Origin of the sequence: Prevotella pallens (genome assembly GCF_900454935.1) — a bacterium.
Lineage (GTDB): Bacteria > Bacteroidota > Bacteroidia > Bacteroidales > Bacteroidaceae > Prevotella > Prevotella pallens.
Genome location: NZ_UGTP01000001.1, coordinates 879,344 through 893,014, shown reverse-complemented (window position 1 = coordinate 893,014; position 13,671 = coordinate 879,344). Strand labels below are relative to the sequence as shown.

The following is a 13,671-nucleotide window of genomic DNA, read 5'->3' as shown; positions in this document are numbered from 1 at the left end:
AAAGAGAGTTCACTCTTAGTTTATCGAGTGCTGCCTATCTTATGCAAAGATAACGAAAAGGAGTGAGATAGACGAAAGAAACGGTTAAAATTCTGTTGAATATCAGTACAAATAAAATATAGTAGAGGTGTTATGGCTTTTCACTGAAATTCTCTTTACCCTGCATAAACTCAGGTATGAACTTTCTAATATGGAGGTTCTACTATATATAATGTAAGGGGAGAGAAATCATAAAAGTGTAAATATTTTTTACAAATATATTCTTTATATAACCATCTATTTATCAACGTATTGCAAAAGTGTGGTTTTTGTGTTGCAAAAGTATGGTTTTTACCTTGCAAAAGAACCGTTTTTGCAAAGTCAAAGTATGGTTATCTCTTTTTAAGAGAAGTATCTTTACAAAGTCAAAGGTGTTTTCAATGTAAATTCAATATAAGAAAAGTCATAGGAATGGCATTTCTTTTGTAACCTTATGAATAATAATTAAATGATTACAAGCAAATATTCATTCCTATGACTTATACTATTTTATAGAGATATTTTGTATATTCAATGACTTACCTACAACATTTTGTATCTGAACAAAACAACTAACTATTGGTTTACTTCTTCATTGCAATATGGACATATTCGAGTTCCCTCCTCTATTTCCTCTCCACATACAGAACAAGGTATTAATTTCTTCTTAACCTCTTGCTCCTTTGGCAACCATTCTCCACAATGCTTACATTTTACAGCAACAGCTAAAATCTTCTCTCCGCAGTAAGGACAGTTCTTTATATCTTGTTTAGACGATAGAGAAACATTAGGTATAAGCGAGCTCAAACTCTTGGAAATATTTCTTACTCCATTGTAAACAGTATGCTCATAAGTTTCACCATCGGTAGTTGCATACATTTGTTGCAGTTGTTCGTTATACTTTAGTTGGACATAAACTATTAATGCGATTATCGTACCATGAGATGTCAAGAAGAATACAAAGACTTCTAAACTCGCAAAAATGTCAAAAATCAAGCAAATCAGCGTAGTAATAACTACAATAAATGTTGCTATTATTGAGCTCTTTTTAAGTTTCTTATAACTTGTTTTTGTGAAGTTTAATCCTCGATATATCAATAAGACCGTAGTAATAGCCACGAACAATAAAGCTAAAAAAGAAATAAAAAAATGACCAACTATCTCGTCCCCTATTTTATGTTCAACACTTGGTGCGAATGCAAACCCATAAACAATATACATTACTACCCAAAACAATCCAACTCCATTGACAATATGAAGGGTTGGGAGTGCCATAATCCAGCCAGCACTTAGGTTTGGATACTTCTTATTGAATACATGACTAAAGAAAAAGCCAATAACCGTAACAGCAATTGCGTAAATAACCAAAAGCAATAAGCCCATAAACATAGAACCAATAATTTCTTCCATAGTAATATTTTTATTTAATTCAATAATTTGGATCGTTAATAAGATAATTTTTCATTGTAGATTTCAAAGACCCTCCATTTATACTAACAATATCGTCAATACGCCATTTTGAGCCTTTTTTCATCAGAATAATATCTACTTCTTTATGTATAGGACCTGCAGGATCTATTATTTCCACCTTAGCAGTTGCCTTTAACTTCCCCTTTTCATTTTTAGAAAGTACAACGTTTTGTACTTCTATATAATCTTTACTGTTAGGGTCTTGGTCTTGTGTAAATATATTATAGTCAATACAACCTATTTCGCCTTTATGGTTAACGGCATCATACCTTTTTACACGTTGCCATATTTCCTGAAAATCATTTGTAAAATACTTCTTTATCAATCTATCTTCTTCCTCAAGATGAGCAAAAATATCTTTATATATCACATGCAGTTCTATCTTTGCTTCTACATCTTCAAAGCCATTATCTTCAACAGTAGTTTCAGTTGTATCATCAGATAGCAGCTGTTCTGCTTCTGACAATGCAGTGGAGCTGTCTGTATAAAGGCTTTCATCGATTTCCTTTTTCGGAGTGGACGTCTCCCCCGATAGCCCACAAATTATAGCAAAAATAACGACAACAAGAAGCCCAACTCCAAAACAACCGATTAATTTCCTTGTGCCTAATAAGCCATTAACATTTTTGTGACTATGTTTTACGTGCTCTTCTGTTTCCTTATTTGTTTGATATATTTCTTGTTTTGACGTTTCTTCAAGTTCTTTTGCTTCTCCACTTACAAGGTTTGGAACTGGTTTTTGATGAATATTTCTCTGTTCTTCATCTAACCATTCACCACAAAATCTACATTTCTTTGCCACATAACGTATGCTATTTCCGCAATATGGGCAAGTTTTCATTTGGTTATTGTCTCCCATAATGATATAAATAAGTTAGTTTTTTAATTAATTAGGCATAAAAAAGCATGGACAATCGTCATACCTCTTCTCAAATGCCTTAGGACATGCATACAGTTCAAGATACTCCTGCCCATGCCCATATAGAGCATAGACATTTATAGTACCTAACGTTGAACTGTAATTCTTCAAGAAGTGTCCTAAGTTTCTGAGAAGTTCATTAGATAGCACAAATGCTAATTCTTACCCGCAAAGTTAATTTGTGGTGCTATTATAACACCAACGGTACAAAGTTAAGTATTTTTCTCTATAATACAAAACTATAACTGATTTAATGGTATAGGTTTGTAAAATTACTTCCAATTAGTATATTTGCAATTAAAAGCAGGCTTATTGCATAATGCTTATACCAAACTCACATTCTGACAAGTTCTTATTTTAATGTTTATCTTGCACTATTGTTACCCACAAGCCTGCTTTTGCTAAGAAAAAACACTTATACAAGTCCTACCTCACATTGCCTTTACACCTTATTATAATTAGGTGAGAAAGAATGTAAAGGTGTAAATATTTTTTACAAGCGTATCTATTATGTAACTATCTATTTATCAACGTATTGCAAAAGTGTGGTTTTTGCCGCTCAAAAGTGTGGTTTTTGTGTTGCAAAAGTATGGTTTTTACCTTGCAAAAGAACCGTTTTTACAAAGTCAAAGTATGGTTATCTCTTTTTAAGAGAAGTATCTTTACAAAGTAAAGCTATTTCCGATTGTAACAATCGCAATCGGCTTGGTGGTCGTTTATGATACCTATGCCCTGCAAGTAGCTATATATAATAACCGAACCAACATATTTAAAGCCACGCTTTTTCATATCTTTAGCCACCTTATCGCTCAATGCGTTGCGTGTGCAAAGGCGTTTTTGGTGAGAGGGATAAACCAAAGTCTTACCCTTAGAGAATTGCCATATATACTCGTTGAAGGAGCCAAACTCTTCGATAATGCGAAGAAAAGCTTGTGCATTGGCAATCATTGCTTCTATTTTGCGTTGGCTTTTCAGCATACTTTCAGTATTAAGAATGTGCTGAACATCGGCGGCTGTGAAGCGAGCTACTTGTTTAAAGTCGAAGTTAGCAAAGCAAATGCGAAATATTTCTTGCTTTTTTAGCATCAGCAACCACGATAATCCACACGACATACATTCCATTATAAGGTACATAAAGAGTACTTTATCGTCGTGAACAGGTACGCCCCAATGTTTGTCGTGGTATTTTTGAAGTAGCGGATGTGTATCAGCCCAAGCGCATCGTGCCATATTTTACGGAGTATTTTATTGCTGAAGGCGAGATAAATAAGCATTTGCCATTTCGGCACAACGTTCTCCATCGATGCCCGCACTGACGATTCCACCTGCATATCCAGCACCTTCGCCACAAGGAAATAAGCCTTGAAGGCGCACGTGCATAAAAGTTTCGTGATCGCGAAGAATGCGTACGGGCGAACTGGTGCGTGTTTCTGTAGCAATCATCACAGCCTCGTTGGTAAGGAAACCATGCGCTTGCTTACCGAAATTCTTAAATGCTTGCTGCAAGCGAGAGGTTATATTGTCGGGCAACCAAAAGTGTAACGGACTAGAAATGAGTCCTGGTGCATAGCTCGATTTAGGTAAATCGTACGACAAACGCTTGTTTACAAAGTCTGACATACGTTGTGCAGGAGCTGTTTGGCGCATGTTTCCCTGTTGCCAAGTATCTTTTTCTAATTGCTCTTGAAAGTGCATCATGCGCAATAAGTCGTCGCCTTCGATGTCTTCTGGGTTGATTTGAACCAGCATTCCAGCATTCGACCACTTTGTTCCGCGGTTAGCTGGGCTCATACCATTGGTTACAATCTGTTGGGGACCAGTAGCCGAAGGAATAACAAAACCACCCGGACACATACAGAAAGAATAGACGCCACGCCCTTCTACCTGCGTTACGAAAGCGTATTCGGCGGCTGGTAGATATTCACCACGACCATTTTTGTTGTGGTATTGTATTTGGTCGATGAGTTCAGAAGGGTGCTCCAAACGCACACCAACGGCAATTCCCTTCGCTTCCATTTCGATATTAGTTTCTTGAAAGTGCTGATAAACATCGCGTGCCGAGTGTCCTGTGGCAAGAATAACAGGACCTTTGAATGTCTTTTCTTGTTGTCCTCCCTCATAAGAAGATACAGCTTTTACCCCAACAACTTCGTTGCCGTCGGTTTCTAATGCTACCATTTTGGTTTGAAAGTGCACTTCTCCGCCACAAGCAATAATAGTATTGCGCATATTTTCAATCACTTTTGGTAACTTGTCGGTACCAATATGTGGGTGAGCGTCAGCAAGAATACTTGTAGAAGCACCATGTTGGCAGAACACATTGAGTATTTTCTCTACCGAACCACGCTTCTTACTGCGTGTATAAAGCTTACCATCGGAATATGCTCCTGCACCTCCTTCGCCGAAACAGTAGTTTGATTCAGGGTCAATAGTATGGGTGCGAGATATATTTGCAAGGTCTTTTTTGCGTTCGCGCACATCTTTTCCACGTTCTAAAACAATGGGGCGCAAACCTAATTCCACCAGTTTCAATGCTGCAAATAGTCCACCTGGACCTGCTCCTACAACGATAACACGAGGCGAATGACTTACATCGGGATATTCGGTCTTTATGTATTCATCGTCGTGAGGCACCTCGTTGATATAGACTCGAACCTTTAAGTTTACAAAAATATCACGGTGTCGAGCATCAATAGAGCGTTTCAAAGTGCGCACATGGTTGATAGTGCGTGCATCAATACCTTTGTCTTTTGCTATAAACGCTTTTATATTCTCCTCGTTATATGCCACTTGAGGTACTACACGTACTTGATATTCTTGTATCATAATTCAGTTGGGGGTTGGTTTTAAAAGGGGTGTTGTTGTTCGCAAGATAAGCAATTAGTACACTCGAGGACCAAAAATAGCGGTTCCAACTCTAATCATCGTACTGCGACAGTCTATTGCTATCTCGTAATCGCTGCTCATTCCCCACGACCGTTCCTTAAATTCTGGGTCGTCGGCAAAGTACTTAGCTTTCACTTCATCGAAGAAATTGGCAGCCAAAGTCATTTCTTTTCTAATTTGTTCAGTATCGTCTGTGTTCGACGCCATCATCATTAAGCCTGATATATGCACATTTTTTAGTTCACGCCATTCGCCTTCTTCCAATAGCTTTCGGCAATCGTCGATGCTAAATCCATACTTAGAATCCTCTTCAGCGATGTGCAATTCCAATAAGACATTGATGATGCGGTTATGCTTTGCAGCCTGTTTGTTGATTTCTTTCAGCAATTTAAGGGTATCCACAGCCTCAATCATAGAGATGTAAGGAGCAATGTACTTCACCTTATTGGATTGCAAATGCCCTATGAAGTGCCATTCAATGTCGTTGGGTAGTGTCTTTTCTTTAGCGGAAAGCTCCTGTTCGTGGCTTTCACCAAACATACGCTGCCCTTCATTATAGGCTGCTTCAATGTATTCGTTAGGATGATATTTACTGATGGCAATTAAACGAACGCCATCGGGTAAGCTATCTTTTACTTTGTGTAAGTTTGTTGCTACATCGTACATAGTTCAGTTGTTTTATGGTATTCTGTGCTTCTTTATTATTCGTATTCAGGCTTTGCATCTGCTGCCTGCGATGCTGCTTTATGCTCAAACACGTCCATAATCTTTGTATCGGCAATGGAAACAATGTCGTAATCAATCATTGTTTTGCCCATAACCTCGTCTACATGTTTTACAGCTCCATTGACAGAGTGAGCTTGAACAAGGTATGTTATAGTAGAACGCTTCTCTTTTTCAGTCTTTTCATCAATGGTAATGAATGCCAAACGAGCCTTGAACCATTTATCGTCGTTATCGGCATCGCTAAAGAAAATCTCTCCATAAGCTGCAGGAGTAATAGCTTTTACATCAAATTCACCGCTGATATAGTGCGACATCTCCTTTGTTATAGCGCTTTCTGCTTCAGAAAAGCTTAGCGCTTCCACTGTATATGCCTCCGTAACCTTTTTGTTTTGACCATCTTCCATAGTCTTATCGTAACGCACCTTGGTCTCAAACCAAGAAGTAGTTTTGCTTCTCATTGTCTTATTTGTTATTTATCGGGCTCTCTAAAGCGTAACCGCAAAGAGTGAACCATATCGTTTATACTTGAATGCAAAAGTAGTAAAAAAGTCTGGTTTGATATATTATAAATGCCATTAAAAGGAAAAAAAGTTCTATCTTTGCAATCGTTTAGTAAACAAAAAACAATAGAATATAAGCAAATGAACTTCCCTTTATTTATAGCACGAAAGATAAATGGCAACGAAGATCGAGGCAGAAAAGTGTCTAAACCTGCCATTCGTATCGCCACACTTGGCATTGCAATTGGTCTTGCCGTTATGATTGTGTCTGTTTGTGTCGTTCTTGGCTTTAAACATACTATTCGCAATAAGGTTATTGGTTTTGGTAGCCACATCACAGTAGCTAATTTTAACTCTCTGCAACGCTCAGAAAATTATCCAATAGTAGTAAACGACAGTTTAAAGCGAATGCTATTGGCTACTCCAAATGTGCAGCACGTTCAACGTTATACATATACGCAAGGGATTTTAAAAACCGATGACGATTTCTTAGGCATAGTCTTAAAAGGAATTGGGAGCGACTTCGATTCTACTTTTATACATCAGAATATGGTTGCTGGTAGTATTCCTGTGTTCTCTGATACACAAAGTGGACAGAAAATACTAATATCTAAAACCATTGCTGAGAAGCTTAATTTAAATGTAGGCAATAAGATTTATGCCTATTTTGTAAACGAACAGGGAGTGCGTACTCGCCGTTTTACTATTTCGGGTATCTACGAAACCAACTTAAAACAGTTCGATTCGCAGATTTGTTTCACCGACTTGTATACCACAAATAAGCTGAATGGCTGGCAATCTGACCAATGTAGCGGAGCAGAAGTGCAAGTAAACAATTTTGAACTTCTTGATGCTATTGCCTTAAACATATTGAATAAGGTTAAGGGAAAAACCGATCGATATGGCAATAGCTATTCTGTTGCTACGGTAGTAGAACAAAATCCACAAATATTCTCGTGGCTTGACCTTATGGATTTAAATGTTTGGATAATTCTTGCGCTTATGGTTTCGGTTGCAGGAGTAACTATGATATCTGGATTGCTCATTATTATTTTAGAGCGAACACAAATGATTGGTATTTTGAAAGCAATGGGAACAAAGAACACTCAGATACGCCACATCTTCCTATGGTTTGCTACTTTCATTATTGGAAAAGGATTGCTGTGGGGCAATATTATTGGTTTAGGACTAGTATTCTTGCAAAAATATACCGGACTGGTTACGCTCGACCCTAAGACATACTATGTTAGCACTGTTCCAATAGAATTGAATGTACTACTTATAATAGCTTTAAACATTGCCACTCTGCTAATATGTGTATTCGTTCTTATTGCGCCAAGCTACTTAATTAGCCATATTCACCCAGCTAAAACGATGCATTACGAATAGTAAGAATTTGTATCTATTGTAGTGAAAGTATTGCACAGATAAAGCATAAAAGTACAATTATTGCACAAATATTTTTGGAGTGTGCAAGAAAATGAATATCTTTGCAGCGTCTAAAAACACTTACAATGCAACAATTTCCAAGTTTTAACGAATTAATAGAGAAGAGTATCATTAATCATTGGGATAGTGATGCTTTAACAGATTATAAAGGAAAGACGCTTCAATATCATGACGTGGCTCGTAAAATAGAGAAAATTCACATTATGTTTGAAGCTAGTGGTGTACAAAAGGGCGATAAGATTGCTCTTTGTGGACGCAATTCTTCTATGTGGGCTGCTGCCTTTTTGGCTACTCTTACATACGGAGCTGTAGCGGTTCCTATTCTGCACGAGTTTACACCAGAACAAATACACAACATTGTAAACCACTCCGAAGCGAAAATTCTATTTGTTGGCGATGTAGTTGCAACAGAGATTGACAATACGAAAATGCCTGCACTCGAAGGTATATTCTATCTTCCCGACCTCTCTTTGATTCTAAGCCGAACGGAGAAATTAACGTTTGCACGCGAACATCTAAACGAAATGTTTGGCAAGAAATATCCAAAATACTTCCGTGCCGAGCATGTTCGCTACTACCGTGAACAAAGTCCCGATGAATTAGCGCTTATCAATTATACTAGTGGAACTACTGGAAATTCGAAAGGAGTAATGATTCCTTATCGCGCAATGTGGAGCAATGCCGACTTCGCACGAAGTGTATTAGGTTCTATGATTAAGCCGGGCAGCCACATTATTAGCATTTTACCTATGGCTCACATGTATGGTATGGCTTTCGAACTCATATTTGAGTTTATATCTGGTGCCCATATTTTCTACCTAACACGTATGCCATCGCCTGCTATCATTGCACAAGCGCTTGCAGAAATTAAACCGGTGCTAATGATAGCCGTACCTCTCATAATAGAAAAGATTATACGCAAACGTGTGTTCCCTAAAATTCAGAATAGCCGAATGAAGCTCTTGCTGAACACTCCTGTAATACACAAGAAGGTGAAAGAGAAAATTTGCGAACAGGTGAAACAAGCTTTCGGTGGCAATATCTACGAAATTATTATAGGCGGAGCTGCTTTGAACCGAGAAATAGAAAACTTCTTGAAAGATATTAACTTTCCATTTACGGTTGGTTATGGCGCTACAGAGTGTGCCCCTATTATTTGCTATCGAGATTGGAAAACATTTGTGCCAACATCGTGTGGGCAACCTGCATTACACCAAGAAGTGCGCATAGATAGTCCGGACCCTGAAAATGTACCAGGCGAGATACTTACGAAAGGACCAAATGTGCTATTGGGATATTACAAGAACGATGAAGCCACCCGCCAAGTGCTTGATGCTGATGGCTGGTTCCATACTGGCGATCTTGGTACTATGGACTCCGACAACAACGTTTACATTAAGGGGCGTTCTAAAAATATGCTTTTGGGTAGCAACGGGCAGAACATCTACCCCGAAGAAATTGAAGACAAACTTAGCTCTCTGCCACTTGTTAGCGAATGTCTTGTGGTGCAACGTGGCGATAAACTCGTTGGGTTGGTTTATCCTGACCTTGAAGAAGCGAAAGAACTTGGGCTAAACGAGGCGGATATTAAAAACTTAATGGAGGAGAATAGAAAGCAACTGAACGAACAGATGCCTGCTTATTGCAAACTTACAGATATAGAACTGTTGAACGAGGAGTTTATAAAAACGCCAAAACGCTCTATTAAACGCTACTTATACAAATAATATTTGGTAGCTACGATATTAAAAATCCTCTTCGACCACACGGTTAGAAGAGGATTTTTTTATGCCATTCATTCCTTAATATTTTAGTATATACATTGGAAAGAAACCTGTTTACCAAAACTAATCGGCTACTTTTTCAACAAAACAACACGAGAAGAAAAACACAACAAAACGCAAAACACAAAGCGATACACAGAGAAAAGAAAACTCGGAAACACGAATACGCAATAATTCTCTCACAACATTCTCTCATTTACTCTATGTATGCGCACCATTTGCATACGCATCAAATGGTTTTATTTACACGTAAGTAAAACTTTACTTACACGTAAGTAGCTATTTATTTACACGTAAGTAAAACTTTACTTACACGTAAATAAAACTATTTGTTGCCTATAAAACTATTACAGCACCTAAGAGAAATGTTTCGCACACATATATCAGCATAACGTTTGTTAGAAGGTAGCCAAACTCATTACAGATATTTAAATCATAGCGTTGCTGTATTGCAATATAATCTTCCCCCCTTAATAACACTATGCTCTATCAACTATGAACAAAAAAAATGAGCTCGATATAACATCGAACTCATTATACAGGGATCAATAAATTAACGTTTATAATACTGTTCAGCTTTTGAATTGTTCTAGTTTGCCTTACTTATAAATACAAGCTTTGCCTGCAATTATATTCTTCTATAAATTGAACTTGTATCCTACCGACACTGTGATGATTCTGTTTTTGCTATCGCCTAAGTCGTGCCCGTAAACATTTGAAAGCCCGAAGTTGTAGCGAGCCGTCAGCATCACGTTCTCATATTCGTAGCTTATGCCAACAGGTATCGCAAAGGCTGTTTTCTTGTACCAATGCTTTACATCGCCTTCACTAACTTCATTCTTATCGTACTTTATTCCACCTTTCCCGTCCGTCTCATAGTCTTGCATTTCAGTGTGCGATGTAGCCTTTGTAAGGAAAGATGGCTGACACCCTATAGAGAGTGCCAAGTCTTTTGATATATAAATGTGAGCAAGCAGTGGAACATCAACATACCCCAAATTGAAATATGCATTATGAAACACAGTGCCGTGCTTTGCGTTAAGATCGGCAGGAATATCTTTAAAGTTGCAACCAGCCTGTGTGTAAGCAACACCACCAGACAGCGCCAACTTGTCTGTCAGCTGGTAATACACATCTGCACCGCCCGAGAAACCTATCCTCGTCTGCGAATGCGAAATTCTGTTATCTGCAACACCGATAGCATCATTGGTTAGATTAGCAAAGCTAACGCCAACGTGTGGTACCACCGACCACGTTCCCCACTTAGGTTGTGCCTGTGCACCAAAAAGGGTGAGCACAAATAAAAATAATAAAAAAAGTCGTCTCATAAGTTTGTTATATTTTACTTATGAAACGACCTTTTCTCCTTATTATTATATTATAGGCTTACTTTTTTCGGCTCTACAACTTAACAATCAGGTATAAGAAGAAAAAAATGTTTATTCTTTATTCTCACGCTTACGCTCAAGGTGGTCGAGCAATATCTTACGCATACGAATGTTCTTAGGCGTTACTTCAATATACTCATCTACCTTTATATATTCTATACACTCTTCAAGACTCATCTCTACTTTCGGTATCACACGTGCCTTATCATCAGAGCCCGACGCACGCACATTGGTAAGCTGCTTTGCCTTCGTTACGTTTATAACCAAGTCGTTGTCGTGTACGTGTTCTCCAACAACCTGCCCACCATATACTTCTTCTCCCGGGTCGATAAAGAACTTACCACGGTCTTGCAATTTATCAATAGAGTAAGCGTATGCCGTACCATTCTCCATCGCAATCATAGAACCATTGATACGACGAGTAATCTCGCCCTTAAAAGGCTGATATTCCTTAAAACGATGTGCCATAATAGCCTCGCCCTGGCTTGCAGTAAGCACGTTCGTACGTAGTCCCATTATACCACGCGAAGGTATTTCAAACATAATGTTCACACGATTACCCTCAGTATTCATACTTAAAAGTTCGCCCTTACGACGCGTTACCATATCAATCATCTTGCTCGAAAATTCATCGGGAACGTTTATTGTAAGCTCCTCGATAGGCTCGCAACGCTGTCCGTCTATCTCCTTATATATTACTTGTGGCTGTCCCACCTGCAATTCGTACCCCTCACGACGCATTGTCTCTATTAGAACCGAAAGATGCAACACACCACGACCACTTACAAGCCATCTGTCTGTATATCCCTCTACAGGTGCAACACGCAAAGCGAGGTTCTTTTCAAGCTCTTTCTCAAGACGCTCGTTAATATGGCGCGACGTACAGAACTTGCCTTCCTTTCCGAAGAAAGGCGAATCGTTAATAGTGAAGAGCATACTCATAGTTGGTTCGTCCACAGCAATTGGTGGCAAAGCCTCTGGATTATCGTAGTCGGCAATGGTATCGCCAATCTCAAAATGCTCCAACCCAATAATTGCACATATATCGCCAGACTCAACAGCATCGGTCTTGCGGTGCGTCATACCCTCAAAAGTGTGCAGTTCTTTAATCTTTGTACGTTCCTTACTGCCATCTCTGTGGCATACAGTAATATTCTGACCATCTTTCAATGTACCACGATGCACACGCCCCACAGCAATTCTACCTGTGTAACTAGAGAAATCTAACGATGTAATAAGCATCTGCGGTGTACCTTCTAACTGCTCAGGTGCAGGAATAGCCTTAATAATAAGGTCTAAAAGATAATCAATATTATCGGTTGGAGTCTTCCAATCAGCTCCCATCCAACCATTCTTAGCCGAGCCATACACAACAGGAAAATCTAATTGGTCTTCTGTTGCATTCAAATCGCACATAAGGTCGAACACCATTTCGTATACTTCTTCGGGCCGACAGTTAGGTTTGTCTACCTTATTTACAACAACTACAGGCTTCAAACCAAGTTGTAAAGCCTTCTGAAGCACAAAGCGTGTTTGTGGCATTGGTCCCTCAAAAGCATCTACCAATAGCAAACAGCCGTCAGCCATATTCAATACACGCTCCACTTCACCACCAAAATCGGAGTGTCCTGGCGTATCAAGTATATTAATCTTAGTACCCTTCCAATTGATACTTACATTTTTGCTAAGAATTGTTATCCCTCGTTCGCGCTCCAAGTCATTGGAGTCTAACACTTCGTCGCTGTTATTTTGTCCATCACGGAAGAGTTTACCAGCGAGCATCATCTTATCTACCAACGTAGTTTTACCGTGGTCTACGTGCGCAATTACTGCGATATTCCTTATATCTTGCATTTATTATATCTTAATATTCCTAAGTGAAATGTGGGTGCAAAATTACAAATAATAATCGTAAAAGCCTTGTGGAACAAATAAAATGTTGTAACTTTGCAGCGCAGTTTCGGAAATACCGATGCATTTGACATTGCTACTCGTTACGATTAAGGCGACTTTCGCAATGGAATGATGTAATTGCAAACAACATTAATCAATTAATTAAAATGTATTTAAGTAAAGAAAAGAAAGTAGAAATCTTCGGTCAATATGGCAAAGCACAGAAGGCAGAAGACACTGGTTCAGCAGAAAGCCAGATTGCATTGTTTACCTATCGCATTAAGCATTTAACAGAACACGTAAAGAAGAATCGTAAAGACTTCGTTACAACTCGTTCACTCACTCGCCTTGTTGGTAAGCGTCGCTCACTCCTTGATTATCTGTACAAACGCGATATCGAGCGTTATCGTGCAATCATTAAGAAGCTTGGTCTTCGTAAGTAAGGCTTCAAAACACATACAAATCCCCATAAACAACTATTGTTTGTGGGGATTTTTTATATCGCCTCTGCTCATATACACAATGTAATCAATAGTGTGATACTATCTAATCAATAGTATCATACTATGTAGTAAATAGTATTTCTCATCTAAAAAGTACAATACAAATCTTTTTCTCTATGCATTATAAGGCTCTCA

General features: G+C 38.5%; 11 protein-coding genes. 3 read left to right on the top strand and 8 right to left on the bottom strand.

Features of this window, described 5'->3' with window-relative positions; translation table 11 throughout:
* Positions 1 to 594: 594 nt before the first annotated feature.
* The 6 genes from DX009_RS13500 to DX009_RS03830 all read right to left on the bottom strand — a co-directional run bounded on the left by DX009_RS13500 (position 595) and on the right by DX009_RS03830 (position 6,477).
* Entirely contained in the window at positions 595 to 1,428 is an 834-nt protein-coding gene (locus DX009_RS13500; protein ID WP_115083074.1) for a zinc ribbon domain-containing protein, read from the bottom strand.
* 19 nt (positions 1,429 to 1,447) lie between these two features.
* On the bottom strand, positions 1,448 to 2,290 hold the full coding sequence (locus DX009_RS03850; protein ID WP_147278666.1) for a hypothetical protein: 843 nt from the start codon (positions 2,288 to 2,290) through the stop codon (positions 1,448 to 1,450).
* A 792-nt stretch (positions 2,291 to 3,082) separates the two neighbouring features.
* Entirely contained in the window at positions 3,083 to 3,637 is a 555-nt protein-coding gene (locus tag DX009_RS03845) for a DNA-3-methyladenine glycosylase I (RefSeq protein ID WP_115083072.1), read from the bottom strand.
* Between the two features lie 15 nt (positions 3,638 to 3,652).
* Positions 3,653 to 5,233 (bottom strand): NAD(P)/FAD-dependent oxidoreductase, encoded by a 1,581-nt coding sequence (locus DX009_RS03840; RefSeq protein WP_115083071.1) that lies wholly within the window; start codon positions 5,231 to 5,233, stop codon positions 3,653 to 3,655.
* Positions 5,234 to 5,287: 54 nt separating this feature from the next.
* Entirely contained in the window at positions 5,288 to 5,959 is a 672-nt protein-coding gene (locus DX009_RS03835) for a YggS family pyridoxal phosphate-dependent enzyme (RefSeq protein ID WP_115083070.1), read from the bottom strand.
* Positions 5,960 to 5,994: 35 nt separating this feature from the next.
* Positions 5,995 to 6,477, bottom strand: coding sequence for a DUF4494 domain-containing protein (locus tag DX009_RS03830; RefSeq protein ID WP_115083069.1), 483 nt, complete (start codon positions 6,475 to 6,477; stop codon positions 5,995 to 5,997).
* Positions 6,478 to 6,660: 183 nt separating this feature from the next.
* Here DX009_RS03830 and DX009_RS03825 point away from each other — a divergent pair, with 183 nt between their 5' ends.
* Together DX009_RS03825 and DX009_RS03820 are read left to right on the top strand one after the other, a co-directional pair.
* Positions 6,661 to 7,908 carry an ABC transporter permease gene (locus tag DX009_RS03825; RefSeq protein WP_115083808.1) on the top strand — a complete coding sequence of 416 codons (1,248 nt, stop codon included), beginning with the start codon at positions 6,661 to 6,663 and terminating at the stop codon, positions 7,906 to 7,908.
* A 125-nt stretch (positions 7,909 to 8,033) separates the two neighbouring features.
* Complete coding sequence (locus DX009_RS03820; RefSeq protein WP_115083068.1) at positions 8,034 to 9,695, top strand: AMP-binding protein; 1,662 nt, start codon at positions 8,034 to 8,036, stop codon at positions 9,693 to 9,695.
* A 695-nt stretch (positions 9,696 to 10,390) separates the two neighbouring features.
* Here the strand turns inward: DX009_RS03820 and DX009_RS03815 are convergent.
* Positions 10,391 to 11,080, bottom strand: a complete 690-nt coding sequence (locus DX009_RS03815) for a porin family protein (protein ID WP_115083067.1) — start codon at positions 11,078 to 11,080, stop codon at positions 10,391 to 10,393.
* Between the two features lie 111 nt (positions 11,081 to 11,191).
* Positions 11,192 to 12,994, bottom strand: coding sequence for a translational GTPase TypA (gene typA, locus DX009_RS03810; protein WP_006045276.1), 1,803 nt, complete (start codon positions 12,992 to 12,994; stop codon positions 11,192 to 11,194).
* Positions 12,995 to 13,200: 206 nt separating this feature from the next.
* Between typA and rpsO the strand changes: the two genes are divergently transcribed.
* A complete protein-coding gene (gene rpsO, locus DX009_RS03805) occupies positions 13,201 to 13,476 on the top strand; it encodes a 30S ribosomal protein S15 (RefSeq protein ID WP_006045277.1) in 276 nt (91 codons plus the stop codon).
* Positions 13,477 to 13,671: the final 195 nt, after the last annotated feature.

Coding starts and splice junctions, on each gene's coding strand:
- DX009_RS13500 (WP_115083074.1), bottom strand. CDS start 1,428: ATGGAAGAAATTATTGGTTCTATGTTTATGGGCTTATTGCTTTTGGTT.
- DX009_RS03845 (WP_115083072.1), bottom strand. CDS start 3,637: ATGGCACGATGCGCTTGGGCTGATACACATCCGCTACTTCAAAAATAC.
- DX009_RS03840 (WP_115083071.1), bottom strand. CDS start 5,233: ATGATACAAGAATATCAAGTACGTGTAGTACCTCAAGTGGCATATAAC.
- DX009_RS03835 (WP_115083070.1), bottom strand. CDS start 5,959: ATGTACGATGTAGCAACAAACTTACACAAAGTAAAAGATAGCTTACCC.
- DX009_RS03830 (WP_115083069.1), bottom strand. CDS start 6,477: ATGAGAAGCAAAACTACTTCTTGGTTTGAGACCAAGGTGCGTTACGAT.
- DX009_RS03825 (WP_115083808.1), top strand. CDS start 6,661: ATGAACTTCCCTTTATTTATAGCACGAAAGATAAATGGCAACGAAGAT.
- DX009_RS03820 (WP_115083068.1), top strand. CDS start 8,034: ATGCAACAATTTCCAAGTTTTAACGAATTAATAGAGAAGAGTATCATT.
- DX009_RS03815 (WP_115083067.1), bottom strand. CDS start 11,080: ATGAGACGACTTTTTTTATTATTTTTATTTGTGCTCACCCTTTTTGGT.
- typA (WP_006045276.1), bottom strand. CDS start 12,994: ATGCAAGATATAAGGAATATCGCAGTAATTGCGCACGTAGACCACGGT.
- rpsO (WP_006045277.1), top strand. CDS start 13,201: ATGTATTTAAGTAAAGAAAAGAAAGTAGAAATCTTCGGTCAATATGGC.